Origin of the sequence: Frigidibacter sp. MR17.14, assembly GCF_037095735.1 — a bacterium.
Taxonomy (GTDB): domain Bacteria; phylum Pseudomonadota; class Alphaproteobacteria; order Rhodobacterales; family Rhodobacteraceae; genus Frigidibacter.
Genome location: NZ_JBAWKD010000003.1, coordinates 22,893 through 49,366 on the forward strand (window position 1 = coordinate 22,893; position 26,474 = coordinate 49,366).

At 69.4% G+C, this 26,474-nt stretch carries 26 protein-coding genes; 18 read left to right on the forward strand and 8 right to left on the reverse strand.

Annotated features, from left to right (window positions below):
* Window positions 1-66: 66 nt before the first annotated feature.
* Window positions 67-870, reverse strand: coding sequence for an enoyl-CoA hydratase (locus tag V8J36_RS08710; RefSeq protein WP_336466905.1), 804 nt, complete (start codon window positions 868-870; stop codon window positions 67-69).
* Between the two features lie 70 nt (window positions 871-940).
* Between V8J36_RS08710 and V8J36_RS08715 the strand changes: the two genes are divergently transcribed.
* The 5 genes from V8J36_RS08715 (at window position 941) to V8J36_RS08735 (ending at window position 3,724) form a co-directional block, all read left to right on the forward strand.
* Window positions 941-1,381 (forward strand): PaaI family thioesterase, encoded by a 441-nt coding sequence (locus V8J36_RS08715; protein WP_336466906.1) that lies wholly within the window; start codon window positions 941-943, stop codon window positions 1,379-1,381.
* Between the two features lie 170 nt (window positions 1,382-1,551).
* On the forward strand, window positions 1,552-2,016 hold the full coding sequence (gene rplM, locus V8J36_RS08720; RefSeq protein ID WP_336466907.1) for a 50S ribosomal protein L13: 465 nt from the start codon (window positions 1,552-1,554) through the stop codon (window positions 2,014-2,016).
* Between the two features lie 2 nt (window positions 2,017-2,018).
* The gene (gene rpsI, locus V8J36_RS08725) at window positions 2,019-2,504 is read left to right on the forward strand and encodes a 30S ribosomal protein S9 (RefSeq protein WP_336466908.1); all 486 of its coding nucleotides are present in this window, start codon (window positions 2,019-2,021) and stop codon (window positions 2,502-2,504) included.
* A gap of 168 nt (window positions 2,505-2,672) precedes the next feature.
* Window positions 2,673-3,287 carry a CatB-related O-acetyltransferase gene (locus V8J36_RS08730; RefSeq protein WP_336466909.1) on the forward strand — a complete coding sequence of 205 codons (615 nt, stop codon included), beginning with the start codon at window positions 2,673-2,675 and terminating at the stop codon, window positions 3,285-3,287.
* A gap of 191 nt (window positions 3,288-3,478) precedes the next feature.
* The gene (locus tag V8J36_RS08735) at window positions 3,479-3,724 is read left to right on the forward strand and encodes a hypothetical protein (protein WP_336466910.1); all 246 of its coding nucleotides are present in this window, start codon (window positions 3,479-3,481) and stop codon (window positions 3,722-3,724) included.
* Window positions 3,725-3,800: 76 nt separating this feature from the next.
* On the opposite strand, the gene V8J36_RS08740 is transcribed toward V8J36_RS08735, so the two are convergent.
* The 6 genes from V8J36_RS08740 to miaA form a co-directional block, all read right to left on the reverse strand.
* On the reverse strand, window positions 3,801-5,912 hold the full coding sequence (locus tag V8J36_RS08740) for an ABC transporter ATP-binding protein (protein ID WP_336466911.1): 2,112 nt from the start codon (window positions 5,910-5,912) through the stop codon (window positions 3,801-3,803).
* Between the two features lies 1 nt (window position 5,913).
* Window positions 5,914-7,065: an ABC transporter permease gene (locus V8J36_RS08745; RefSeq protein WP_336466912.1), complete on the reverse strand. Its 1,152-nt coding sequence runs from the start codon at window positions 7,063-7,065 to the stop codon at window positions 5,914-5,916.
* 10 nt (window positions 7,066-7,075) lie between these two features.
* A complete protein-coding gene (locus V8J36_RS08750) occupies window positions 7,076-8,122 on the reverse strand; it encodes an ABC transporter permease (RefSeq protein ID WP_336466913.1) in 1,047 nt (348 codons plus the stop codon).
* A 263-nt stretch (window positions 8,123-8,385) separates the two neighbouring features.
* Window positions 8,386-10,038: an ABC transporter substrate-binding protein gene (locus tag V8J36_RS08755; protein WP_336466914.1), complete on the reverse strand. Its 1,653-nt coding sequence runs from the start codon at window positions 10,036-10,038 to the stop codon at window positions 8,386-8,388.
* A gap of 194 nt (window positions 10,039-10,232) precedes the next feature.
* Window positions 10,233-11,078: a helix-turn-helix domain-containing protein gene (locus V8J36_RS08760; RefSeq protein WP_336466915.1), complete on the reverse strand. Its 846-nt coding sequence runs from the start codon at window positions 11,076-11,078 to the stop codon at window positions 10,233-10,235.
* A 145-nt stretch (window positions 11,079-11,223) separates the two neighbouring features.
* A complete protein-coding gene (miaA, locus tag V8J36_RS08765) occupies window positions 11,224-12,138 on the reverse strand; it encodes a tRNA (adenosine(37)-N6)-dimethylallyltransferase MiaA (RefSeq protein ID WP_336466916.1) in 915 nt (304 codons plus the stop codon).
* Window positions 12,139-12,292: 154 nt separating this feature from the next.
* Here miaA and pyrH point away from each other — a divergent pair, with 154 nt between their 5' ends.
* From pyrH to lpxB, 13 genes are all read left to right on the forward strand, one after another.
* Window positions 12,293-13,030: a UMP kinase gene (pyrH, locus tag V8J36_RS08770; RefSeq protein WP_336467544.1), complete on the forward strand. Its 738-nt coding sequence runs from the start codon at window positions 12,293-12,295 to the stop codon at window positions 13,028-13,030.
* 161 nt (window positions 13,031-13,191) lie between these two features.
* Window positions 13,192-13,755: a ribosome recycling factor gene (gene frr, locus V8J36_RS08775; protein ID WP_336466917.1), complete on the forward strand. Its 564-nt coding sequence runs from the start codon at window positions 13,192-13,194 to the stop codon at window positions 13,753-13,755.
* Between the two features lie 79 nt (window positions 13,756-13,834).
* Window positions 13,835-14,578, forward strand: a complete 744-nt coding sequence (gene uppS / locus V8J36_RS08780) for a polyprenyl diphosphate synthase (RefSeq protein ID WP_336466918.1) — start codon at window positions 13,835-13,837, stop codon at window positions 14,576-14,578.
* A gap of 26 nt (window positions 14,579-14,604) precedes the next feature.
* On the forward strand, window positions 14,605-15,450 hold the full coding sequence (locus tag V8J36_RS08785) for a phosphatidate cytidylyltransferase (protein WP_336466919.1): 846 nt from the start codon (window positions 14,605-14,607) through the stop codon (window positions 15,448-15,450).
* A gap of 1 nt (window position 15,451) precedes the next feature.
* The gene (gene dxr, locus V8J36_RS08790; RefSeq protein WP_336466920.1) at window positions 15,452-16,672 is read left to right on the forward strand and encodes a 1-deoxy-D-xylulose-5-phosphate reductoisomerase; all 1,221 of its coding nucleotides are present in this window, start codon (window positions 15,452-15,454) and stop codon (window positions 16,670-16,672) included.
* A 27-nt stretch (window positions 16,673-16,699) separates the two neighbouring features.
* Entirely contained in the window at window positions 16,700-18,022 is a 1,323-nt protein-coding gene (gene rseP, locus V8J36_RS08795; protein WP_442902479.1) for an RIP metalloprotease RseP, read from the forward strand.
* 189 nt (window positions 18,023-18,211) lie between these two features.
* A complete protein-coding gene (locus tag V8J36_RS08800) occupies window positions 18,212-18,367 on the forward strand; it encodes a hypothetical protein (RefSeq protein WP_336466922.1) in 156 nt (51 codons plus the stop codon).
* 216 nt (window positions 18,368-18,583) lie between these two features.
* A complete protein-coding gene (bamA, locus tag V8J36_RS08805; protein ID WP_442902472.1) occupies window positions 18,584-20,938 on the forward strand; it encodes an outer membrane protein assembly factor BamA in 2,355 nt (784 codons plus the stop codon).
* Between the two features lie 7 nt (window positions 20,939-20,945).
* Complete coding sequence (locus tag V8J36_RS08810; RefSeq protein ID WP_336466924.1) at window positions 20,946-21,704, forward strand: OmpH family outer membrane protein; 759 nt, start codon at window positions 20,946-20,948, stop codon at window positions 21,702-21,704.
* A 119-nt stretch (window positions 21,705-21,823) separates the two neighbouring features.
* A complete protein-coding gene (fabZ, locus tag V8J36_RS08815; RefSeq protein ID WP_336466925.1) occupies window positions 21,824-22,333 on the forward strand; it encodes a 3-hydroxyacyl-ACP dehydratase FabZ in 510 nt (169 codons plus the stop codon).
* A 7-nt stretch (window positions 22,334-22,340) separates the two neighbouring features.
* Window positions 22,341-23,135 (forward strand): acyl-ACP--UDP-N-acetylglucosamine O-acyltransferase, encoded by a 795-nt coding sequence (gene lpxA, locus V8J36_RS08820; RefSeq protein ID WP_336466926.1) that lies wholly within the window; start codon window positions 22,341-22,343, stop codon window positions 23,133-23,135.
* A 14-nt stretch (window positions 23,136-23,149) separates the two neighbouring features.
* The gene (locus V8J36_RS08825; RefSeq protein ID WP_336466927.1) at window positions 23,150-23,977 is read left to right on the forward strand and encodes an LpxI family protein; all 828 of its coding nucleotides are present in this window, start codon (window positions 23,150-23,152) and stop codon (window positions 23,975-23,977) included.
* The gene (gene lpxB, locus V8J36_RS08830; protein ID WP_336466928.1) at window positions 23,974-25,128 is read left to right on the forward strand and encodes a lipid-A-disaccharide synthase; all 1,155 of its coding nucleotides are present in this window, start codon (window positions 23,974-23,976) and stop codon (window positions 25,126-25,128) included. Before V8J36_RS08825 ends, lpxB begins: the two co-directional genes overlap by 4 nt.
* Before the next feature lie 65 nt (window positions 25,129-25,193).
* Here lpxB and V8J36_RS08835 read toward each other — a convergent pair whose 3' ends face one another.
* Entirely contained in the window at window positions 25,194-26,381 is a 1,188-nt protein-coding gene (locus V8J36_RS08835) for a pyridoxal phosphate-dependent aminotransferase (RefSeq protein ID WP_336466929.1), read from the reverse strand.
* Window positions 26,382-26,474: the final 93 nt, after the last annotated feature.

Genomic DNA, 26,474 nt, shown 5'->3' on the forward strand with positions numbered 1-26,474 from the left:
CCTGCTTTCGCACTGGTCCAAATATCCCGGGGGAGTCCCGGAACGGGACGGGGGCAGAGCCCCCGCTCAGGCCTGCCAGTCGGGCGCGCGCTTCTCGAGAAACGCCGCGATCCCTTCCTCGGTATCGCGCCACAGCATGTTCTCGACCATCACCGCGCCGGCACGGGCATAGGCGCCGGCCAGATCCATCTGCACCTGTTCATAGAAGGCGCGCTTGCCGATCCGCACCGCGCCCGAAAGCTTGCCCGCCACCTGACGTGCCAGCGCGTGCGTTTCCTCTTCCAGTCGCTCAGGCGCCACCGCACGATTGATCAGCCCAAGTTCCACCGCCCGGTCCGCCTCGATGAAGCTGCCGGTGGTCAGCATCTCGAAGGCCTGCTTGCGGGGGATGTTGCGCGACAGCGCCACCATCGGGGTCGAACAGAACAGCCCGATGTTCACCCCGTTGACCCCGAAGCGGGTGCCGGTCGCCGCCACCGCCATGTCGCAGCTGGCGACCAGTTGGCAGCCGGCGGCGGTGGCGATGCCATGGACCTCGGCGATGACCGGCTGGGGCAGGGCCGGGATCGCCTGCATCACCTGCGAACAGCGCGCGAAGAGATCGGCGAAATAGGCCGCACCGCGGTCGGGGGCGGCGCGGCCGGCCTGCATCTCCTTCAGGTCATGGCCCGCGCAGAACGCCCGGCCGGCGCCGCGCAGGATCACCACCTTGGTCGACCTGTCCCCTTCGAGCCGCGCGAATTCGGCCGCCAGCGCCGCCAGCATCCGGTCGGACAGCGCGTTCAGGCTGCCGGGCGCGTTCATGGTCAGGCGCAGCACGCCGCCCATCTCCTCGCGCAAGAGCGCGGGCGCGGATTCCGTCACGTCCATGGGGTCCTCCTCCGGTTGACCCCGAGCGGGGCCCGCAGGGAAGCTTACGCCGGTGACGAGGGAGGACAACATGGACAGCAGGCCGGGGCTCGCGATGGACGCGACGTCGCTCGAGGTGTTCCTGGCGCGCGAGTTCCCGCAGGTGGCGGCGGATTTCGCGATCGAGGCCGCGGGTCCCGAGGGCGTGCGCCTGCGCCTGCGGGTGGCCGAGAAGCACCTGCGCCCGGGCGGCACGGTGTCCGGCCCGACGATCTTCGCGCTGGCCGACGTGGGGATCTACCTTGCGATCCTCGCGCGGATCGGGCCGGTGGCGCTGGCGGTGACGACGAATGCCAGCGTCGATTTCATGCGCAAGCCCGCGGCCGGGGCGGACCTGCTGGCCGAGATCCGCATCCTGAAGCTGGGGCGCACGCTGGCGGTGGGCGACGTGCTGGTGTTCTCGGAAGGGGCCGAGGGTCCGGTGGCGCGGGCCTCGATGACCTATGCGATCCCGCCGAAAGCGGCCGGATGAATGGGGTATATAAATACCTATTTTGCAAGGCATTGATTTGACGTGTTTTATCGGAATATCTGCCTCTTGACCGGCGTCGCGGCTTGCGGGATAAGCCCGCATCCGAATTCGGGGTTGCCGGAGCAGCGCTTCGCATCGCCCCAGATAAAGACAAGCCAAAGGGCCGACCGATGAAAACCTTTACCGCTACCCCGGCGGACATCGACAAGAAGTGGATCCTGATCGACGCCGAAGGCGTGGTTCTGGGCCGTCTTGCCTCGATCGTCGCCATGCGTCTTCGTGGCAAGCACAAGGCCACCTTCACGCCGCACATGGACATGGGCGACAACGTCATCATCATCAACGCCGACAAGGTGCAGATGACGGGCAACAAGCGCGCCGACAAGGTCTACTACTGGCACACCGGCCACCCGGGCGGGATCAAGCAGCGCACCGCGCGCCAGATCCTCGAGGGTGCGCATCCGGAGCGCGTCGTGATCAAGGCCGTTGAGCGCATGATCTCGCGCAACCGCCTGGGCCGCGCCCAGATGTCGAACCTGCGCGTCTACGCGGGCGCCGCCCATCCGCACGAGGCCCAGCAGCCCGTCGTGCTGGATGTCAAAACGCTCAATCCGAAGAACACGCGGAGCGCCTGAACATGGCCGATGATCTGAAAACCCTCGACGACCTGAAATCGGTCGTGTCGGGCACCGTCGCCGCCGAGGCCGCCCCCGCCCGTGAACCCCAGCGCGACGCGCTGGGCCGCGCCTATGCCACCGGCAAGCGGAAGGACGCGGTCGCCCGCGTCTGGATCAAGCCGGGTTCGGGCAAGGTCACCGTCAACGGCCGCGAGCTGAACGTCTACTTCGCCCGCCCGGTGCTGCAGATGATCCTGCGCCAGCCGTTCCAGCTGACCAACACCGAAGGCCAGTTCGACGTCTACGCGACCGTCGCCGGCGGTGGCCTGTCGGGCCAGGCCGGTGCCGTGAAGCACGGCGTCTCGAAAGCGCTGCAGCTTTACGATCCCGCGCTGCGCTCGGTCCTGAAAGCCGCCGGCTTCCTGACCCGCGACAGCCGCGTCGTCGAGCGTAAGAAGTACGGCAAGGCCAAGGCCCGCCGGAGCTTCCAGTTCTCGAAGCGCTGATTGGGACATCTGTCCAGAATATCGAAGAGAGCCCGCAGGCGACTGCGGGCTCTTTTCCTTTCCCGCCCAGCGCAACCGGCCCGGCCGCCGGCATCCCCGACCGAGCCGACTTCCGCGCCGTCTTCAGCCGCGGCCACCGCGGCACCGTCGGTCGCCGCCGCATCTGCCGTGCCGAAGACCGTCGCGACCTCTGCCGCAGTCGATCCCACCCAGCCGCGCACATTTATCGCCGGCAGGTCGCCGGTCAGGATCGGGCGTTTCACCTATGGGACCGAGCACATGCAGATCCGCCAGTGGCGTGAGGGTGCAGCGCTCGAGTTCGGCAGCTTCTGCTCGATTGCGGTCGGGCTCACGGTCCTGCTCGGGGGAAACCACCGGACGGACTGGGCGACCACCTTTCCGTTCGGGCACATCTTCCGCGACCAGCTGGGCGGCGAAGAGATTGTCGGCCACCCGCAGAGCCGCGGCGACGTGATCATCGGCAATGACGTCTGGATCGGGCAGAACGTGACCATCTTGTCCGGTCTGCGGATCGGCGACGGCGCGGTGATCGCGGCCAATGCGACAGTCGTGAAGGACGTCGGCGCCTACGAGATCTGGGGCGGCAACCCGGCACGGCTGGTGCGGCCGCGCTTCGACGCCGAGGTGGCGGCGCGGATACGAGCACTGCGATGGTGGGATCGCGACATCGGGCTGATCCGCAGGCTCGCGCCGCTGCTATCGCAGGTGCCGGACGAGGATGTGCTGCGCCGGATGGAGGCGATGGTCGCCGCGGCGGACTGAGCGTCGCATCGGAGCGAGGTGCGGCGGATGTGCTGCGGCAGCGGCGCGTGTCCGTCCGGGCACGGCCGGGACGGCTCACGCTTTGGTGAGCGGGCCCAGATTGACCGGTGGGCGGCGCTGCGTCATCTGTTAGGGCACAAGCATCGGCAAACGATGCGCCCGAGCAGCAGACCACAGGCAGTGACATGACAATGGCGACGTTCCACAGCTCCTCAGGGGGCTTCGATTTTCTTGCGCTCAGGACAGGCCGGGCCGGCACCGAGATCGTCTATGACGACGGCGTCAGGCGGCGGATGGTGTGGCGCGTGCAGGGCCAGACACCGAAGCGCGGGCTGGACGAGGCGCTGAAAAGCGCGGTCGAGCAGCGGCGGGTGTTGCCCGCGCTCTATGCCGAGCTGAAGAAGCGCGGCGTGAGCATCGAGGTCGTCGCGGGCTGATCCTTGCTGTGTGCCGGGACCGAAGGCCGGGGGCGCTGCCCCCGGACCCCCGGGATATTTCAGCCAATGCGAAAGCTCACTCGACGGCGATGCGGATCACCGGCTGCATGGTCGCCAGCTGCGACTCTGGCAGGTGGCATTTGATGCGGTGGCCCGCGGCCAGCTCGCGCAGCGGCGGCACCTCGGTTTCGCACAGGCCGCCGGGGACCTGCGCCTTCCAGCGGCAGCGGGTCTGGAACGGGCAGCCGGGCGGCGGGTTCACCGCCGAGGGAATGTCGCCTTCCAGCACGATCCGGGTCTTCTCCACCTTCGGGTCGGCGATCGGGACGGCCGAGAGCAGCGCCTCGGTATAGGGGTGGTAGGGCGGCTGGAACACCTGGTCGGTGGTGCCGATCTCGACCACATGGCCCAGATACATCACCAGCACCCGGTCCGAGAGATAGCGCACCACGCTGAGGTCGTGGCTGATGAAGAGAAGCGTGGTGCGGTTCTCGCGCTGGATCTCCATCAGGAGATCGGTCACCGCCGCCTGCACCGAGACGTCGAGCGCCGAGACGGGCTCGTCCGCCACCACCACCCGCGCATTGCCGGCGAAGGCGCGGGCGATGCCCACGCGCTGCTTCTGGCCGCCGGATAGCTGGCGGGGTTTGCGCTCGGCGAAGGCGCGGGGGAGTTTCACCAGATCCAGAAGCCGCAGCATGCGTTCGCGGCGGTCGGCGTCGCTGGTGCCGACGCCGAAGATCTCGAGCGCGCGGATGATCTGCGCGCCGACGGTCATCGAGGGGTTCAGCGTGTCGAAGGGGTTCTGGAACACCATCTGCAGCTTCGACACGAGGCCGGGGCCGCGCGCTTCGACCGGTGCGCGCTCGATCGCCGCGTTGTCGAGGATCACCGAGCCTTCCGAGGCGGTCTCGAGCCCCATCAGCACCTTGGCCAGCGTGGACTTGCCGCAGCCCGATTCGCCGACGATCGCCAGCGTCTCGCCCTCGCGGGCGGTGAAGTCGATCTGCTCGTTCGCCTTCACGATCCGGCGCTGGCCATAGCCGAAGCCGCCGCCACGGGATTCATAGTATTTCTTCAGGTTCTCGGCCCGGATCACCACCTCGCCCGGCGGCGGCGAGGGCGGGGTTTCCTTCGCCGGGGGCGGCGCGGCCCAGTCGATCTCCTCGAAGCGCAGGCAGCGGGTGCCGTGGCGGTCGTGGCCGGGCACCTCGTGCATCGGGATCTCGGCGGCGTCGCAGCGGCCGGACTGGAAATACTGGCAGCGCGGGCCGAAGTTGCAGCCCGGCGGGCGTTCGTGCGGCAGCGGGAAGTTGCCCGGGATCGCGATCAGCGGCCGGGCGGTCTTGTCGGCGCCGGGCAGCGGGATCGAGCGGAACAGCGCCTGCGTGTAGGGATGGCGCATGCCGGCGAAGACGCGCCGCACATTGCCGGTTTCCACTGCCTCGCCGGAATACATCACGCAAAGACGGTTGCAGGTCTCCATCACCAGCCCGAGATTGTGGCTGATGAACAGCATCGAGGTGCCCTGGGTTTCCGCCAGTTCGCGCACCAGGTCGACGATGCCGGCCTCGACGGTGACGTCGAGCGCGGTCGTGGGTTCGTCCAGGATCAAGAGCGCCGGCCGCGCCATCAGCGCCATCGCGATCACGATGCGCTGCTGCTGGCCGCCCGACAGCTGGTGGGGATAGGCGTCGAGAATGCGGTCTGGGTCGGGCAGTTTCACCGCCGCGACCATCTCGCGCGCGCGGGCCAGGGCATCCGCCTTCGACAGGCCGCCGTGAAGGGCCGGCACCTCCGCCAGCTGCGCGCCGATCTTCATCGCCGGGTTCAGCGAGGCCATCGGCTCCTGGTAGATCATGGCGATTTCGGAACCGCGCAGTTCGCGCAGCTCGCGTTCGGACATCTCGGTGATGTCGCGGCCCTTGAAGCGGATCCGCCCGCCGACGATGCGGCCGTTCTTGCCAAGATCGCGCATCACGGCCAGCGCCACGGTCGACTTGCCGCAGCCGGATTCGCCCACCAGCCCCATCGCCTCGCCGGGCATGACGGTGCAGGAGAAATCCATCACCGCCGGGATCTCGCGCGAGCGGGTGAAGAAGCTGATCGAGAGGTTCTCGATTTCCAGGATCGGGGTGACGGTTTCCTGGGATCGGGTCTGCGATTGGGTCTGGAGGAGGTCGCTCATGTCAGTCCCTCAGGCTTTCTTCGCGCAGGCCGTCGGCCAGCAGGTTCAGGGCGAGGACGAGGCTCATCAGCGCGATGGCGGGCACCAGCGCCGGATGCGGCGCGATGGTCAGCAGCTTGCGCCCGGCGTTGATGGTCGAGCCCCAGTCGGGGCTTTCCGGGGCGACGCCAAGACCGAAGAAGCCGAGCGTGCCCAGTAGGATCGTGGTGTAGCCGATGCGCAGGCAGAAATCGACGATCAGCGGCCCGCGGGCATTGGGCAGGATCTCCCACAGCATGATGTACCACGGGCCCTCGCCGCGGGTCTGGGCGGCGGCGACATAGTCGCGGGTGGCAAGGTCCAGCGCGAGGCCGCGGGTGATGCGGAACACGGTCGGCGCGTTCACGAAGACGACCGAGACGAAGACGTTCAGCAGGTTCGGGTCCATCGACCAGACGCCAAGCGGATCGGCGTTCAAGGCCAGCCCCGACCAGGCCCAGAGCCCGATCACCAGCGTGACGCCGATATAGGCCGCGCGCCGGGTGCGGTGCATGAAGAACCGCGAGTTCCACAGCAGGACAAGGAACACGATCGGGAACAGGAACAGCACGCCCGCAAGGTAGATCGGCAGGCCGGTGGTGCGGATCTCAGGCGTGACCAGCAGGTAGAACAGCAGGATCACCGGGAAGGCCAGCACGAGGTTGGCGATGAAGGACAGCACGGTGTCCAGCCGCCCGCCGCGATAGCCCGCGGGCAGGCCCAGCGTGATGCCGACCATGAAGGCGAAGGCGGTGGCGGCGGGGGCGATGATCAGCACCCGCCGCGCGCCCATCACCATCCGGCTGAACACGTCGCGCCCGAGGTTGTCGCCGCCCAGCAGGTAATGGCCGATGCCGGTGGGGATCGCGGTGCCCGGCATCTTGTTCTTCATCTGCGCGATCTGGCTCAGCGGGTCGAACAGGATCACCCGGTCGGCGAAGATCGCGGTGAAGACCCAGAACAGCAGCATCACCAGCCCGACAAGCCCGATCGGACTGTCGAAGAGCCGGCCGTAGAGTCCGAGGCGGCGGCGGAACCAGACCGAAACCGCAAGCGTGAGCACGAGCGCGATCCAGACGGGCGCGAAGCGTCCGGCGAGGGCGGTCAGGATCTGGAGCCAGCTGAGATCGTCCATGGGCGTCCTTTCACGACACGCGGATGCGGGGGTTGAGAAGGACGTAGCCCACGTCCGAGATCGCCTGGGTGACCAGAACGACGAAGACCGCGACCACCGAGGAGCCCAAGAGTAGCTCGATGTCGTTGTTCGAGGCGGCCTGGACCAGCGACCAGCCGAAGCCCTTGTAGTTGAAGAGCGTCTCGACGATCACCACGCCGTTCAGCAGCCATGGGAACTGCAGCATGATCACCGTGAACGGCGCGATCAGCGCGTTGCGCAGCGCGTGGCGGATGACGATGCGCGGAAAGCTCGCGCCCTTCAGCCGCGCGGTGCGGATGTATTGCTGGGTCATCACCTCGGCCATCGAGGCGCGCGTCATCCGCGCGATGTAGCCCATGCCGTAGAGCGCGATGGTGACGACGGGCAGGGTGAAATTCTCGAAGGTGATGCCGTCCATGGCGCTGGCGGCAGAGCCGTTGAACCATTTCAGCCCGACCAGCGAGGACGAGAAGATCACGATCAGCACCACGCCCGAGACATATTCGGGCGTCGCGGTCGAGGCGATCGAGACCACGGACAGCGACCGGTCGGTGCGCGAGCCCTCGCGCATCCCGGCCAGCACGCCGATCAGCAGCGCCGAGGGCACCATGACCACCATCACCCAGAACATCAGGATGCCGGTGGCGCCCAGCCGGGTGGCGATGATCTCGCCCACCGGCTGCTTGAAGACGGTCGAGGTGCCCCATTCGCCCTGCAGGATGCCGCAATAGCGCCCGGCCTCGGCCGCATCCGCGCCGCGGGCGATGCAGCGCCCGGTGACGGTGCCGTCGGCATCGGTGCGCGTCCAGCCGGGCACCACGCCCAGCCATTCGCCATAGCGCTGCACCAGCGGCCCGCCATAGCCGTTGCGGTCCAGCCAGCTGTCGACCTCGGCATCCGACATCCGGGCCGAGGCCTCGGACTTCGCCAGCTTTTCAAGGTTCGGAGGCAGGTTGGTCAGCCAGAAGACCACGAAGGTCAGCGCGAGCGCGGTAAGCAGGATCAGGCCCAGCTTGCGCAGGAGGAACATCAGCATCGGCTGTCCCTTGTCTTCACCGGCACCGCGGATAGGCGGCTCCGGGGCCCGTCGCATGCGCAGGGGCATGGCGGGCGGGATGGCGGCGTGGATACCGGGAAGGCCGGCGCGACAGGGCGGCGCGACGGGGCGGGCGGGCACGCGAGGGTGGGCTTGCATCGGCAGGACGGCGGCAGCCGGACCAAAGGCGGCTGACATCGCGGCGGGCGGGCCGGGGGCGCGGCTGGCGCCCCCGGTCGTGTCTGCAAGGCGGGGTTTGCGGATCAGGCCTCGATCCACCACTGGGTGTGCAGGTGCACGAAGGTCGGGTGCTGTTCGGCCCCGTGGACCTTCTCGCTCATGTGGCGGTAGAGCGAGCGCCAGTAGGGCTGAATGAGCACGCCCTCTTCCTGCATGATCTCCTCGAGGCGCTTCATCACCTCGCGGCGCTTGTCGGCATCGGCGATGGCCATCGCCTTTTCCAGTTCCGCGTCGAACTCGGCGTTCGAGAAGGCGGCCTCGTTCCAGGCCACGCCCGACTTGTAGGCCGACTGCAGCACCTGCACGCCCAGCGGACGCATGTTCCACTCGGTGGCCGAGAACGGATACTTGGTCCAGTCGTTCCAGAAGGTCGAGCCCGGCAGGATCGTGCGCTTGATCTTGATGCCGGCGTCGCGGATCTGGGCGGCGACCGCGTCGCAGGTCGCGGCCTGCCAGGCGTCGTCGATCGAGATCAGCTCGAACTCGGTGTCGGCGTGACCCGCATCCGCGATCATCTGCTTGGCCTTGGCCGGATCGACCTCGAGCGGCGGCAGTTCGGCGTATTCGGGGTGGATCGGGCAGACGTGGTGGTTCTCGGCCGGCTTGCCGAGCCCGGCATAGCCCAGCTCCAGCACCACGCTGTTGTCGACCGCCAGCTGCAGGGCCTTGCGGACTTCCTTCACGTCATAGGGCTTGTTGGCCTGGTTGAAGCGCACCGCGATCGTGGCCGCGGTCACCGCCTCGGACTTGGTCCAGCCGAGCCCGTCGAAGATCTCGACGAAATCCGAGACCGTCTGGTAGGTCATGTCGATCTCTTCGGCCTCGGCCGCGGCGACCAGCGACGAGGGGTCGGTGCCGTAGTCGATGTACTGGATCTCGTCCAGGAACGGGCCGCCATAGACCGCGGTGCCCCACCAGGGGCTGTCGGTGTTCAGCGCCAGCGTCTGCTTGACGCCGACCTCGTTCGCGGTCGGCTTGTAGGCGCCGGTGCCGATCGGGTTCGCCGAGGGGTCGCCGCCGTCATAGGACTGGTGGACGCATTGCGACGGGTAGTCCGCGAAGTTCGCGATCACCGCGATGTCGGGCGAGGCGAGCGTCAGCTTGACCGTCGAGGGATCGACGACGGTGATCGCGCCTTCCTTGGCCTTCTTGGTCTCGGGGTCGGCGAGCGCCGAGAAGCGGCCGGCCAGCGAGTTGCCCTCGACCGTGCCATCGACGAAGCGGGCGATGTTGAAGGCCACGTCCTCGGCGGTGAAGTCGTCGCCGTTCGACCATTTCACCCCCTGGCGGACCTTCAGCATGTATTCGGTCGCGTCGTCGTTGACCTCCCAGCTTTCCAGCAGCATCGGGCGGAAGGTGCCGTCGGGCATGTAGTCGACGAGGTTTTCCAGCCAGCCGCGCGAGAAGTTCGCCAGCTGCGACCAGTCGTAGGTCCGCGGGTCCTTCAGCGCCTTGGTCTCCATGTCCATGCGCAGCACGCCGCCCTTCACGGGAGTCTCCTGCGCGCGGGCGGGCATCGGCAGCCCGATCAGACCGTAGGCCGCCGCGGCGCTGACCCCGAGCGCGGTCGAGCGGGTCAGGAACTCGCGCCGGCTCAACTTGCCCTCGCGATGCTCCTGCGCATAGAGCGTCGCCGCCGGGTGGATACGGGTGGTCCGGCGAATGATGTGGTTCATTGTCGTCTCCCTGTGGGTGGTCTGTCGGTTTTGTGCTGTGCGCCCCGAAGCTTGGCTTCGCGGGCCGCTGCCGCCTCACGCCTGCATTGCAGACTGTTTGTGCAAAGGCGTCAACGCCCGGTATCGGCCATTCGTGACACGAAAACGACATGGGAGACCACCGCCGCGGAAAGTTTCCCCGGCGGCAGGGGATTTCAGCTGCCGCGGCGGAAGGCCGAAGGGGTGCTGCCGGTCATGTTCTGGAAGGCGCGGGTGAAATAGGCGGCCGAGGTGAAGCCAAGCCCGGCCGAGACCTCGCGCACCGGAAGGCGCGTTTCCGACAGCAGCCGGCGCGCCTCGTGCATCTTGCGGTCGGCGAGCAGGGCATGGGCGGTGCGCCCGCAGGTGCGGTTGCAGACCCGCGTCAGATGCGTGGGGGTGACCCCCAGCGCCGCGGCATAGTCGGCCACGCCCCGGTCCGAGCGGAAGTCGCGTTCTAGCATCGCCGCATAGCGGTTCGCCAGCCGGCGGGCGGCATCGGGGCGCTTGGTCTGCTGCGGTTCCAGCGGCTGCTCGGCGATCTGGCGTTCCAGCCAGACCGACAGAAGCCCGAGGTGATTGAGCGCCGCGCGTTCGTGCCCGGCGCGCTTGCTGTCCATCTCGCGCTGGATCGCGTCGAGGATCGAACTGAGCTCGCCCTGGGGAACCGCGTCGCGGATCCGCAGGTGCTGGGGCGATTTCGGCAGTTCGACCGCCGGTTCGCGGCCGAAGAAGATCGCGGTGCCGTGGACTTGGTGGCCGATCTCGAAGCCATGCATCACGCCGGCGGGGATGAAGACCGCGTTATGCGCGCCATAGCCGCGGGTAACGCCGGCGACGGTGATGCGCCCCTGGCCGCGGGTGAACCACAGCAGCAAGGGTTCGGAATAGGACCGCATCGCCTCGACCCGCCAGCGTCCGCCCTGGGCCAGCCGCGGGATCGCGGTCATCCGGATATCGAGCTTCGCGGGCGCCTCGGGGGCGCTGAATTTCGACAGGGCCGGGCCGGAAAAGATCTTCACGCGAACTCCCCGAAAACGTTCGATGTTTCGAAGCCCGCCGGCAGGGGTTCCGCCGTGGCTCGGGGCCGAATCTAGGCGAGGGCCGGGGAAAGACCAAGACGAAAGACGGATGATTCGGACGGTGCCGGCGACCGTGGCCGATCCGTCACGCGAGGGTCCGGGCCAAATCCGCGGCCGAAAGCGCCCGCCAGCCGCGCATCCGCGCCCGGAACCAGCTGCGCTGGCGTTTCGCATATTGCCGCGTCGCGGCCTGTCCCAGCGTGACGGCCTGCGTCAGGTCGATCTCTCCGCGCAGATGCGCCACCAGCTCGGGCGCGCCGATCGCCTTCGCCCAGGGCGCGGCCGCGTCCCAGTGCGGCAGCACCGCGCGCACCTCGTCCACCGCGCCGCCCTCGACCATCTGCACGAAGCGCCGGTCGATGCGTGCGGCCAGCCAGTCGCGGTCCGACACGATCTGCAAGAACGTCGCGCGGGCCGGGTCCAGCAGCGGCGGCCCGGTCTCGGCCTGCCAGGCGGCAAGGCCGCGCCCTGTCGCGCGGGCGACCTCCCAGGCGCGCTGCACGCGGGCGGGGTTCAGGGCGTCGATGCGGCCGCGGGTCGCGGCATCCAGCGCGGCCAGCATCCGCGCAAGGCCATCGGGCGCGGCGATCAGCGCGTCCGCCTCGGCCCGGATCTCGGGCGGCACCGGCGGGATCTCGGCCAGCCCCTCGACCAGCGCCGACAGATAGAGCCCGGTGCCGCCGACGATGATCGGCCGCGGCCCGGCGCCCAGAAGCCAGGCGCGCAGAATCGGCGCCACCATCCGCAGCCAGTGCCCGACCGAGGCCGGCGCCCCCGGCGGCAGGCAGCCATACAGAAGATGCGGCGCCCGCGCCTCGTCCTCGGCCGGGGGGCGGGCGGACAGTACCTGCCAGCAGTCCCAGATCTGCAGGGCGTCGGCATTGACCACGACGCCGCCCTGACGCTCGGCCAGCGCGAGCGCCAGCGCGGATTTGCCGCTGGCGGTGGGGCCGGCGATGACCACGGGCAGGTCGGGGGGAATGTCGTCGAACAGCGTCACGGGGCCGCGGCCTTCAGTGAGGGAAGGGGGCTGGTAGCGCGGCGCGCGACCGGCGGCAAGATGCCCAGAGATGCGCGCTCGGCGGTTGAACCCCCCGGCGATTTCTTGCATGTTGCCGCCCGATTGGAATGACGGCAAGCGAGGGCTTTCGATGATGGACGGGGACGCGCAGACCGCTCTGCCGGCAGTGAAATACAAGCGCGTTCTTCTGAAGATCTCGGGCGAGGCGCTGATGGGCACGCAGGGCTACGGCCTGCATCCGCCGACCGTCGCGCGCATCGCGCAAGAGGTGAAATCGGTCCACGACCTTGGCGTCGAGATCTGCATGGTGATCGGCGGCGGCAACATCTTCCGCGGGCTCCAGGGCTCGGCGCAGGGGATGGAACGCACCACCGCCGACTACATGGGGATGCTGGCCACGGTGATGAACGCGCTGGCGATGCAGGCTGCGCTGGAACAGCTCGAGATCCACACCCGCGTGATCTCGGCGATCCCGATGGACCAGGTCTGCGAGCCCTACATCCGCCGCCGCGCCGTGCGCCATCTGGAAAAGAAGCGCGTCTGCATCTTCGCCGCCGGCACCGGCAACCCCTATTTCACCACCGACACCGCGGCGACGCTGCGCGCCAACGAGATGGCCTGCCAGGCGATCTTCAAGGGCACCAAGGTTGACGGGGTCTATGACAAGGACCCCAAGAAGTTCGACGATGCCAAGCGCTACGACACCGTCAGCTACGACGAGGCGCTGGCGAAGCGGCTGGGGGTCATGGACGCCTCGGCCATCGCGCTGGCGCGGGACAACACGCTGCCGATCATCGTCTTCTCGCTGGACGAGCCCGGCGGCTTCCGCGGCATCCTTGCCGGGCAGGGCACCTATACCATCGTGAAGTGACCTCTCCGTCCGCGCCCGGTCCCGGACTGGTCGCGGCGGTTCGCGAGCCTATCTTTCGGCGCGCCGCCGGGGTATAGATCGCGCGGGAAATTCGGGCGCTGCCGCTTCCGCAGGGGCGCAGGCGGCGCGGAACCTAAGACAGAAAGACGACGGGCTTGCCGATGGCTGACGATATCGAGATCGACCTGGATGACCTTGAGCGCCGCATGGAAGGCGCGATGGGGGCACTGCGCACCGAATTCGCCTCGCTGCGCACCGGCCGCGCCTCGGCCGGGATGGTCGAGCCGATCATGGTCGAGGCCTATGGCCAGATGACGCCGGTCAACCAGCTGGGCACCGTCAACGTGCCCGAGCCGCGGATGGTCACGCTGAACATCTGGGACAAGGCGATGGTCGGCAAGGTCGAGAAGGCGATCCGCGAAAGCGGCCTTGGCATCAACCCGCAGACCAACGGCACCATCATCATGCTGCCGATCCCGGAACTGAACGAGGAACGCCGGCGCGAGCTGACCCGCGTCGCCGCGCAATATGCCGAACATGCCCGCGTCGCGGTTCGCAACGTGCGCCGCGACGGCATGGACCAGATCAAGAAGGCCAAGGGCGACGGCATGTCCGAGGACGACCAGAAGTTCTGGTCGGACGAGGTGCAGACGCTGACCGACAAGATGATCGCCGCCGTCGACAAGGCGCTCGAGGCGAAACAGGCGGAAATCATGCAAGTCTGAGCAGGTGCTTGGGCTTGCAAGGGGCCGGTCCTCCGGTCAGGATCAACAGGGCGTGATGGGCAAGCGAGGTTCGGCACAGATGGCCGCCAATGATGCGACCACCGAAACGGCGTCCGGCGCCACCGGCCTGCATGTGGCCTTCATCATGGATGGCAACGGCCGCTGGGCGACCAAGCGCGGCTGGCCGCGGCTGGTCGGCCACCGCAAGGGCGCCGAGCGCGTGCGCGAGATCGTGCGCGCCTGCCCGGGGCTGGGGATCGGCTGGATCACCGTCTATGCCTTCTCGACCGAGAACTGGAAGCGTTCGACCGAAGAGGTGATCGGCCTGATGTCGATCTTCGCGCGCTACATCCGCCGCGAGGCGGACGAGCTGTCGGCCTCGGGCGTGCAGCTGCGCTTCATCGGCGACCGCTCGCGGCTCGACCCGAAACTGCAAGAGCTGATGACTGCGATCGAGCTGCGCACCGCCGGGAACACCCGGCTGGTGTTCAACGTCGCCATCAACTACGGCGGCCGGGACGAGCTGGCGCGCGCCGCGAAGGTGCTGGCGGCGGATGTGCTTGCAGGACGGATCGCCGTCGACGAGATCGACCAGGCCGCGCTCGAGGCGCGGCTCGACACCGCGGGCCAGCCGGACCCGGATCTGGTGATCCGCACCTCGGGCGAGACGCGCACCTCGAACTTCCTGCCCTGGCAGGCGGCCTATGCCGAATACGAATTCACGCCGACGCTCTGGCCCGACTTCTCGGCCGAGCACCTGGCCGAGATCCTTGGCCGCTTCGGCCTGCGCGAGCGCCGCTTCGGGGCCGTGCTGACCGGCTGAGACCCGGCACCGCCGGGAGGATACAGATGGGCGACACCACGAAAACGACTGGACGCTGGGCCGATCTCGGACCCCGGCTTGGATCGGGCCTCGCGATGGCGGGGGGCGGCATCTTCCTGATCTGGCTGGGCGGCTGGTGGTTCGCGGGCCTCGCGATCATCGCCGGCGGGCTGATGGTCTGGGAACTGGCCCACATGCTGAAGCACGAGGGCGCGAACGGTAGCCGGGCGCTTGGCCTGCTGGCGGGGCTCGCGCTGCTGGTCGCGGTCGGCGCGCGCGAGACCTGGCCCGCGCTGGGCGGCGGCGTGGGCAATTTCGGCTGGGGCTGGGGCGGCGTGCTGATCGCGCTGCCGGCCGTCGTCTCGGTCACGCTGCCGATGCGCGACCGGCTGATCTTCATTGTCTATTCGATCCTGATCCTGCAGGCGGCCTATGGCCTTGTGACCTTCCGCGCCGATCACGGCATGCTCTGGCTGGTCTGGCTGGTGCTGGTCGTGGTGGCGTCCGACATCGGCGGCTATTTCGGCGGGCGCCTGCTGGGCGGGCCGAAGTTCTGGCCCCGCGTCAGCCCGAAGAAGACCTGGGCCGGCGTGCTGACCGGCTGGGCCGCCGCAGCGATCGTCGGCGCGATCTTCAACTCCTTCACCACCGCCGGGCCGGACCTGCCCTGGATCTCGGCCGCGATCGCCTTCGCGAGCCAGCTTGGCGACATCGCCGAAAGCGCGATCAAGCGCCGGGCAGGGGTCAAGGACAGCTCGAACCTGATCCCCGGTCACGGCGGGCTCTTGGACCGCTTCGACGGGCTTCTGGGCGCCGCGATCGTCATGCTGCTGGTTGCCCTCGTCGTCGTGGTGCCCGAGGTGAGGACCTGACATGGCCGACCCGATCCCGCTGCCGCTGGCGGGTGCCGACCGGCGCCGCATCTCGATCTTCGGGGCCACCGGCTCGATCGGCGAAAGCACCGTCGACCTGATCCTGCGCGCCGGCGGCCCCGCCGCCTATGACACCGTCGCCGTCACCGGCGCCCGCAACGTCGCGCGGTTGGCCGAGATCGCCATCGCGCTTCGCGCCCGGATCGCGGTCACCGCCGATCCCGCCTGCCTGCCCGCCCTGCGTGACGCGCTGGCCGGCACCGGGATCGAAACCGCCGCCGGCGAGGCCGCGCTGATCGAGGCCGCGGACCGCCCCGCCGACTGGATCATGTCGGGCATCGTCGGTTTCGCGGGCTTCGCGCCGGGTCTGGCCGCGTTGCGCCACGGCAGCACACTGGCGCTGGCCAACAAGGAAAGCCTCGTCGCCGCCGGGCCGCTGCTGATGTCGACCGCCGCGACGCATGGCGCCCGCATCCTGCCGGTGGACAGCGAGCATTCCGCCGTCTTCCAGGCGCTGGCGGGCGAGGACACCGCCGCGGTCGAGCGGGTCATCATCACCGCCTCGGGCGGGGCGTTCCGCGACTGGCCCCTGGAAAAGCTCGCCACGGCGACGGTGGAACAGGCGTCCAGCCATCCGAACTGGGCAATGGGGCAGCGGATCACCATCGACTCGGCCTCGATGTTCAACAAGGCGCTCGAGGTGATCGAGACGCGGGAATATTTCGGCTTCACGCCCTCGCAGATCGAGGTGCTGGTGCATCCCGAAAGCCTCGTGCACGCGCTGGTGGGCTTCCGCGACGGGGCGCTGATGGCGCATCTGGGCGCGCCCGACATGCGCCACGCCATCGGCTACGCGCTGAACTGGCCAGAGCGCGCGGCGCTGCCGGTCAGCCGCCTCGACCTGGCCGCGATCGGCCGGCTCAGCTTCGCGGCCCCCGATCCGGCGCGCTATCCGGCGCTGGATCTGGCGCGCGAGGTGATGGAAATCCGCGGGCTGGCGGGTGCGGTGTTCAACGCCGCGAAAGAGGCCGCGCTCGACGCCTTCATCGACCGGCAGATCCGCTTTCCGGCGATGGCCGAGGTGGTTCGCCAAGTTCTCGCGCGAATGTCAGCCAACTCCGGGCTTGGAAATGCCGCGATCTCCCTCGATAACCTATGCGAGGCGGATCGAGAGGCCCGCGCCCTGGCGCGCGAGGCGGCCCGATCCCTGTCGGGCGCGTGAGGGGCTGAGTTGGACACCATCGCAAGCATGCTGCCGGGCTTCGGCTCGCTCCTGCAGACCGTTGCCGCCTTCGTGGTGGCGCTGTCGATCATCGTGGCGATCCACGAATACGGCCATTACATCGTCGGGCGCTGGTCGGGCATCAGGGCCGAGGTCTTCTCGATCGGCTTCGGCCCGGTGATCTGGAGCCGCGTCGACAGGCGCGGCACCCGCTGGCAGCTGGCCGCGCTGCCGCTGGGCGGCTACGTCAAGTTCCTGGGCGATGCCAACGCGGCTTCGGCCGGGGCCGATGGCGCGGCGCTGGCCCGACTTTCGGACGCCGAGCTGCGCCAGACCATGCACGGTGCGCCGCTCTGGGCGCGGGCGGCGACGGTGGCGGCGGGCCCGGTCTTCAACTTCGTGCTGTCGATCCTGCTGTTCGGCGCGGTGATGATGGTCTCGGGCCGCGCCACCGACGCGCCGCAGATCGGCGAGATATTCGCTCTGCCCGGCATCGAGGACTCGCTGCGCCCCGGTGACCTGATCACCGCCGTCGAAGGCATCGCGACCCCCGACTACCCGGCGCTCGACGCCGCGGCCGAGGGCTTCCGCGACCGCCCGACGCTGAACTACCGCGTCGAGCGTGACGGGGCCGAGATGACGGTCGAAGGGCCGCAGCTGCTGCCGCCGCGCGTGGCGCAGGTCGTGCCCGACAGCGCCGCCGGCGAGGCCGGGATCCGCGAGGGCGACGTGGTCACCGCGATCGACGGCCAGCCCATCGCCAGCTTTGCCCAGATGCAGCAGATCGTCTCGGCCTCGGACGGGCGCGCGCTGGACCTGACGCTGTGGCGCGACGGGGCAGAGCAGGGCGTGACCCTGACCCCGCGCCGTACCGACCTGCCGCTGCGCGACGGCGGTTTCGAGACCGCCTACAAGATGGGGATCGCGGGGGGCATGTTCTTCACGCCCGTCACCACCTCCATCGGCCCGATCGAGGCGGTCGAGGGCGGCGCGCGCGAAGTGGCCTTCGTGATCCGCTCGTCGATCTCGGCGCTGACGCACATGGTGTCCGGCGCGATCTCGACCTGCAACCTGCGCGGCCCGCTGGGCATCGCGGAAACCTCGGGGCAGGCGGCCTCGGCCGGGCTGTCGAACTTCGTGTGGTTCCTCGCGGTGCTCTCGGCGGCGATCGGGATGATGAACCTGTTCCCGATCCCGGTGCTGGACGGCGGCCATCTGGTCTTCCACGCCTGGGAAGCGATCCGCGGCAAGCCGCCGTCGGAACGCGCGATGGGCGTCTTGATGACGGCGGGCTTCGCCATCGTGCTGGCGCTGATGGCCTTCGGGCTGACCAACGACCTGCGCTGCTGACCGGGGCAGGCGGCCTATGGCCGCCACCCCGTAACCCCGCCGCTGTCCGGGCGCGCGCAGCTGCAGCGAATGCCCTGCCGCCGCCCGGTCCATGCCGCAATCGCGCCGCAATCCCTGCCTAGATCTTTCCGCAGGACTGCATGCGCGCCGGGTCGGCCGGCGCCCGGTCCTGCCGGAACGGAGGCAGCGATGCAGACGATGCGCAGATCGGCCGAGGGCCTGCGTCTGATGGTCGATCTTCACTGGGAGCGCCTCGCGATCCCGCTGGCGATCCTGACCGGCCTGTTCGGGGGCGCCGCGATCGGCACCCGCCTGATCCAGACCTGGCCCCAGCTCTTCCACTGAGGCACGGCAATCCGCAGGGCCGCCGGCCCCGCGCCGCGCCCACCTCGCGAGACGTTTCGAAAACCTGCGCCCCTCTCGGGACATGCGCAGGTTTTCGCGCATTCAGGCCAAGCCCCCACAAGACCTAGCGTTTGTCCTTCGCTTGCTTTGACATGCCCCCGCGTTCAAGGTAGGCACGAACCAACGACAACCCGACAGACGGTGGGAGAGGGACGAATGGCGAAAGTGCATCGCGCTGAGGGCAGCGTGGGGACCCGGAGCCGTGCCCTTCGCGGGACCGCCGCCGGATTGGCAATTTTCCTTTCCGCAACAGCGCTTTCGACGGCGACGTTCACGCCGGCTTTCGCCCAGGCCTACAGCTTCTCCAGCATCCGCGTCGAAGGCAACAGCCGGATCGACGCCGGCACCGTCGCCTCGCAGACCGGAATCGCCCCGGGCCAGCCGGTCTCGGCCGGCGATCTGAACGCGGCGACGCAGAAGCTGGTGGCCTCCGGCCTTTACGAAACCGTCGATCTGGTGCCGCAGGGGGGCACGCTGGTGGTGCGTGTCTCGGAAGCGCAGGTGATCAACGTCGTCGATTTCGAGGGCAACACCCGCATCAAGGACGAACAGATGTCGTCCCTGGTGAAGTCGAAATCCTCGGGCCCCTATGTCGCCGCGCAGGCTGAAGCCGACGCCGCGGCGATCGCGCAGGCCTATGCCCAGTCGGGCCGTCCGAATGCCCGCGTGATCCCCAAGGTGATCCGCCGCGACAACGGCCGCGTCGACCTGGTCTTCGAGATCTCCGAGGGCAAGGTGACCGAGGTCGAGCGGATCTCGTTCACCGGCAACCGCGCCTTCTCGGACCGCCGCCTGCGCGAGGTCCTGTCGACCAAGCAGGCCGGCCTGCTGCGTACTTTCGTGCAGCGCGACACCTATTCGGCCGAGCGTCAGAACCTCGACCGCCAGATGCTGACCGACTTCTACCGGTCGCGCGGCTACATCGACTTCAAGGTCCTGGGCATCGCGAACGAGTTCTCGGCCGACCGCGGCGCATTCTTCATGACCTACGCGGTCGAAGAGGGCCTGCGCTACAGCTACGGCAATGTCGGCCTCGCCTCCGAGATTGAGGGGCTCGACATCGAGCAGTTCCGCAAGGGCATCCTGATCTCGCAGGGCGGGACCTATTCGCCCACCGGCATCGACAACTCGATCGCCCGGATGGAGGCGATCGCGACCCGCAACGGGCTGGACTTCATCCGGGTCGAGCCGCGGATCGTGCGCAACCCGCGGACCCAGACGCTGGACGTGAACTTCGTCATCACCCAGGGCCCGCGCGTCTTCGTCGAGCGCATCGACATCGAAGGCAACGCCACCACGCTCGACCGCGTGATCCGGCGCCAGTTCCGCACCGTCGAAGGCGACCCCTTCAACCCGACCGAGATCCGCCAGGCGGCCGAACGGATCCGCGCGCTGGGCTTCTTCTCGTCCTCGAACGTCGACACCCGCCCGGGCTCGTCGCCCGACCAGGTGCTGGTCGACGTGAACGTGACCGAGCAGCCGACCGGGTCGCTGTCCTTCGGCCTCAGCTACGGCGTCGACACCGGCGCGGGCTTCGCGATCTCGCTCGCCGAACGCAACTTCCTCGGCCGCGGCCAGTATCTGGGCGTCTCGATCAACACCACCTCGTCCACCGGCACCTCGCGCATCCAGTTCCGTGAACCCGCCTTCCTCGGGCGCGACCTTTCGGCCGGGTTCGACCTGTATTACCGCACCTACGACAACGACAACGCCCGCTACTCGATGAAGCTGCTCGGGTTCGAGCCGACCTTCGGCTTCCCGATCAACGAGACCCTGCGCGGCGAGGTCGGGCTGCTGGCCAAGCAGAACCGCCTGTATGACATCGACGAGGACAGCTCGGCGATCCTGCAGGACGAAGAGGGCCAGACCAACGCCTACGGCTTCAAATACGGCCTGAACTACGACAGCCGCCGCAACGGGCTGGCGACCGATCACGGGCTGAAGCTGAGCTTCGGGCAGGAGTTCTACGTCGGCGGCGACGTCAAGGCGGTGAAGACCTCGGCCTCGGCCAGCTATGACCGCGAGGTCTTCAACGGCGACTGGACGCTGCGCGCCTCGATCGAGGGCGGTGCGCTGAACTCGTACGGCGGCTATGTCACCCGCGTGACCGACCGCTTCTCGGGCAGCCAGATCCGCGGCTTCGAAAGCCGGGGCATCGGCCCGCGCGATATGTCGGCCGAGAACGAGGATCCGCTGGGCGGCAACTACTACACCGTCGCCAAGTTCGACGCCGAGTTCCCGCTGGGCCTGCCCGAGGAATACGGCATCAAGGGCGGCCTGTTCCTGGACGTCGGTTCGGTCTGGGGCCTGGACAACACCGATGGCGGCCTGTCTTCGGGCGACGGCACCGGCATCGTCGATGACAGCGCCAAGATCCGCGCCGCGGCCGGCTTCTCGGTGTTCATGGACACGCCGATCGGCCCGCTGCGCCTGAACTTCTCGAAGGCGCTGGCCAAGGAAGACTATGACAAGGAACAGAACTTCGACCTCACGGTCTCGACCCAGTTCTGAGCCGACGATGCAGGGCCGCACCCTCCGCCGGTCTGCCGCTGGGGCAGGGCTGCGGGCCGGGATCGCGGCCCTGATCCTTTGCGCGGTCGCGCTGCCGGTCTTCGTCCTGCCGGTTTTCGTCCTGCCGGCGGACGCCCAGCAGGACACGCTGGGCGCCGGGGGCTTCCCGCTGGGCGACCCGGTCAACGCGCCCGCCGCCTCGGCCCCGGCCGCGGTGCCGCTGCTGGTGCTGGACGAAGAGAAGCTCTTCACCCAGTCGCTCTGGGGCAAGCGCGCCCAGTCCGATTTCGCCGAGGCCGCCGCCGACCTGCAGGCCGAGAACCGCAAGCTCGAGACCGACCTCGCCGCCGAGGAAAAGGCGCTGAGCGACCGCCGCCCGACCATGCCGGCCGAGGCCTTCCGCAGCGCGGCCGACGCCTTCGACGAGAAGGTCGTGGGTATCCGGCAGGCGCAGGAGGCCAAGGCCCGCGCCCTGACCAGCCGCCGCGATTCCGAGCGGCGGGCCTTTTTCGCCGCGGCGGTGCCCGCGCTGCGCGAGCTGCTGCGCCAGAAGGGGGCGGTGGCGATCGTCGATGCGCGCGTGGTGCTGCTGTCGCTGAACGCGGTCGAGGCGACGGATGCCGCGGTGGTGGTGGTCGACCGCCTGCTGGGCGAGGGGCAGGCCCCCGACCCGTCCAGCGCCGAAGACGACGGCGCTGCCGACGCCGCTGACGCGGATGTTTCAGCCTCCGGCGGAGTGCCGCCCGCGACGCCCTCGCGGCCCTGAACGGCGCGGGCCCGGGCGCGGGGCCGTGTCTTGCCCTTCCGGGCCCGAGTTGCTAGCAAGACCCGACCGAAGCGGCCCGCCACAGGAACCGGCGCGCCGCGGCAGCGAAAGGATGCGCGATGACCGAGGCCGACGCTCAGACCCTGGACAAGAACGCGACGGGGGCGGCGAAGCCGGTCGAAGCCGACATCCACCTGATCCAGCGGATCATCCCGCACCGCTATCCGTTCCTGCTGATCGACAAGGTCAAGGACATCGTGCCGATGAAATCGGCCGTGGGCATCAAGAACGTCACCTTCAACGAGCCGCATTTCCAGGGCCATTTCCCCGGCGCCCCGATCATGCCCGGCGTCACCATCGTCGAGGCGATGGCCCAGGCCTCGGCCGTGCTGGTGGGTGTCTCGATGGATCTCGTGGACAAGCCGCTGCTGGTGTATTTCATGGGCATCGACGCCTGCAAGTTCCGCCGCAAGGTGGTGCCGGGCGACGTGCTGGAACTGCATGTCGAGGCCAAGCGTGGCGGCGGCAAGATCTGGAAATTCGCAGGCCGCGCCACGGTCGACGGTCAGCTCGCCTGCGAGGCCGAGTTCACCGCGATGATGGACCTGACGGCCGGTGCGGGGGCCTGAGGCCGCGATGACGATCGACCCCACAGCGCGGGTGCATCCCGCCGCCGTCGTCGAGGACGGCGCCATCATCGGTCCGCGCTGCGAGATCGGCCCCTTCGCGCTGATCGGCGCCGGGTGCCGGCTGGCGGCGGATGTCACCATCAAGAGCCACGCGGTCATCACCGGCAATACCGAGATCGGCGAGGGCACGGTGGTGTTCTCCTTCGCGGTGCTGGGCGAGGTGCCGCAGGACCTGAAGTTCAAGGGCGAACAGTCGCGGCTGGTGATCGGCGCGCGCAACCGCATCCGGGAACATGTCACGATGAACGCCGGCACCGAGGGCGGCGGTCTCGTCACCCGTGTCGGCGATGACGGGCTGTTCATGGCCGGCTGCCACGTCGCCCATGACTGCCAGGTCGGAAACCGGGTGATCGTGGTCAACAGCTCGGCCCTCGCGGGGCATTGCGTGCTGGAAGACGACGTGATCGTCGGCGGGCTTTCGGGCGTGCACCAGTGGGTGCGCATCGGGCGCGGCGCGATCATCGGCGCGGTGACCATGGTCACCGCCGACGTGCTGCCCTATGGTCTGGTGCAGGGGCCGCGCGGGCATCTCGACGGGCTGAACCTCGTCGGCCTCAAGCGTCGCGGCACCGACCGGGCGCAGATCGTGGCGCTGCGCGAGCTGTATGCCGCCCTCGCGCAGGGCAATTTCCGCGAGACCGCCCGCGCCGAGGCCGAAAAGGCCGAGGCCGGAACCCTCGCGGCAGAAGTGCTCGAGTTCATCCTCGGTCCCTCCGACCGCAGCTTCCTGACGCCACAGTAAGGCCCGTGGAAAGAATGTCCGAAACCGCCATCATCTCGGGCACTGGTGCCCTTCCGACGCTTCTCGCCCGCACCCTCTCGGCCCGCAACGAACCCTTCGTGGTCTGCCAGCTGGAAGGCTATCCGACCGAGGTCGAGGGCGGCGCCCAGATCGAGTTCCGGGTCGAGCGGCTGGTGCCGTTCCTGAACACGCTGGTCGAACGCGGCGTGCGCCGCGTGGTCTTCGGCGGCGCCGCGCGTCGGCCGCAGCTGGATCTGCGCGCCTTCGACACCGCCACCGCCGAACTGGTGCCCCGCCTGATGGGCGCGATGCAGGACGGCGACGACGCCACCCTGCGCGAGGTGATCGCGATCTTCGAGGAATGGGACCTGAAGGTCGTCGGCGCCCATGACGTGGCCCCCGATCTCGTGCCCGGCGCCGGGATCCTGACCGGCACGCCCGGCGAGGGCGACCAGCGCGACGCGGCCCGCGCCGCCGGCATCGTCGAGGCGCTGGGATCGGTCGACGTCGGCCAGTCCGCGGTCGTGGCGCAGGGGCTGTGCCTCGCCATCGAGGCGCTGCCCGGCACCGACGCCATGCTCGACTTCGTCGCGGCCACCCAGCCGCTGACCCTGCGCCCCGATCCGGCGGGCGCGAAGGGCATCCTCTACAAGGCGCCGAAGCCGGGGCAGGAGCGCCGCGTCGACCTGCCGGCGATCGGCCCGACCACGGTGCGCAAGGCGGCCGCGGCCGGCCTTGGCGGCGTCGTCTGGGAAGCCGGCGGCGTGCTCTGCATCGACCGCGAGGGGATGATCGCCGAGGCCGAGAAGGCCGGCATGTTCCTCTGGTCGCGCCAGGCGTGAGCGCCGCCCCCCGGATCTATCTGATCGCGGGCGAGGCCTCGGGCGACCGGCTCGGGGCCGCGTTGATCGCGGGCCTGCGCCAGCTTGCCCCGGGCGTCGAGGTCATGGGCATCGGCGGCCCGCTGATGGAGGCCGAGGGCCTGACCAGCCTCTTCCCGATGGAAGAGCTTTCGGTGATGGGCATCTGGGAGGTGCTGCCGAAATACCGCCAGCTCAAGGCCCGCATCGCCGAGGCCGCGGCCGATTGCCTGGCCCGCGCCCCCGACGCGCTGATCACCATCGACAGCCCGGATTTCGGCCTGCGCGTGCAGCGCCTCGTGCGCGCCGCCAACCCGTCGATCCGCACCATCCATTACGTCGCCCCCTCGGTCTGGGCCTGGCGCCCGGGCCGCGCCACGAAGATGGCCGAGGTCATCGATCACGTCCTCGCGCTCCTGCCCTTCGAGCCGCCCTACATGGAGGCCGCGGGCATGACCTGCGACTTCGTGGGCCACCCGGTGGTGGCGGAGGCCCGCGCGTCCGAGGCCGAGGTCGCGGCCTTCCGCGAAACCCATGGCATCGACCCGAAGGCACCGCTGGTGCTGGCGCTGCCCGGCTCGCGCCGGGGCGAGGTCTCGCGGCTCGCGACGCGCTTCGACGAAAGCCTGATGCGGCTGCGCGACCGGGTGCCGGAGATGCGGGTGGTGCTGCCCACGGTGCGCGGCGTCTCGGCGATGGTGCGCGAGATGTCGGCGCGCTGGCCAGTCGCCCCGATCGTGGTCGAGACGCCCGAGGACAAGCGCGCGGCCTTCGGGGCCGCGAACCTCGCACTCGCGGCCTCGGGCACCGTCAGCCTCGAGCTGGCGGCGAACCGCGTGCCGATGGTCATCGCCTATGACATGGCGCCGCTCAGCCGGATGCTGATCGGGATGCTGCTGAAGATCGACACGGTGACGCTGGTCAACCTCGTGTCCGACACCCGCGCCGTGCCCGAATTCCTCGGCCGCGCCTGCCGCCCCGACGCCATCGCCCCGGCCCTTGCCGGCCTCGTCGATCCGGGCCCCGCGCGCGCCGCGCAGAACGAGGCGATGGCCCTGACGATGGAGCGGCTGGGCGAGGGTGGCGAACCTCCGGGCCTGCGCGCCGCGCGCTCGGTGCTCGCCCGGCTCTGACGGCCCGCCTTTCTCATCGGCTCAAATATCCTCGGGGGTCCGGGGGCAGACAGCCCCCGGCCGCCTCACCGGGCAAGCCCCGCCGCGAACCCCGCGAGCCGCTCCAGCGCCCCGGCCAGATCCTCGTCCGCGACGGTCAGCGCCACCCGGACATGGCCCGCCGAGGGTGCGCCGAAGCTTTCCCCCGGCATCACCGCGATCCGCTCCGCCTCCAGGAGCCGCGCCGCGAACTCCGCCCCCGAGAGCCCGGTGGCGCGGATGTCGAGCATCACGTACATCGCCCCCTCGGCCGGGATCAGCCGCACCGCCGCCGCGTTGCCCAGCACCCGCGCCGCGATGTCGCGCCGGCGGCGGAACGGGTCCGCGACCGCCGCCTCGAAGCCCTCGCCCAGCGACAGGGCATGCAGCGCCCCCATCTGGATGAAGGGCGGAATGCCATAGGTGGTGGCGGTGGCCAGTACCCCCGCGGCCTCGATCGCCGCCGCGGGCCCGACCATCCAGCCGATCCGGCTGCCGGTCATCGCGAAGCTCTTCGAGAACGAGCCGATGACCAGCGTGCGCTCGGCCATACCCGGCAGGGCCCGCGCGCTCAGGTGCCGCCCGGACCAGACCTGCCCGTCATAGACCTCGTCCGAGATCAGCCACAGCCCGGCCTCGCGCACCGCGCCGGCGACCGCCGCCATCGTCTCGGGCGTGTAGAGGACGCCGGTCGGGTTGTTCGGGGTGTTGATCAGCAGCGTGCGGGCGCCCTGCGCTTCGGCTGCGGCCTGCAGGATCGCCGCGGCGCGGGGCTGGAAATCCTCGGAAGACCGGGTGGGCACCTCGATGGCACGGGCGCCGGTGGCGCGGATCGTGCCGGGATAGGTCGGGTAGAAGGGCGCGCAGTACAGCCCGGCCTGCCCGGGGTCGAGCGTCACCATATGCGCGGCGAACAGCGCCGCCTGGCCGCCGGGGGTGACGATCACGTTCTCCATCGCGGTCGGCACGCCGGTCATCCGCTCGACCCGCGCGGCGATCGCCCGGCGCAGCGGCTCGAGCCCCGGCCCGACGGTATAGCCCGAATGCCCGGCCGCGGCGGCGGCGCGCATCGCGTCGAAGATCGCCGGGTCGGTCTTCACGTCGGGCTCGCCGATCGTCAGGTTCACCACCCGCTCGCCGGCGCGGATCAGGTCGCGGGCGCGGTAGTAGATCCCCCATCCGTCGTCGCCGCCCTCGCCAAGGATCATCGCGCTGCGCTGGCCGAGTTCCATCATCACCTCTCCTGTCTGGCCGGACAGGATGCCGGGCGGGACGGGCAGGGCAAGCCCCTATCCTGTCCCCCATACAATCGGGGGCAACGGCGCGGC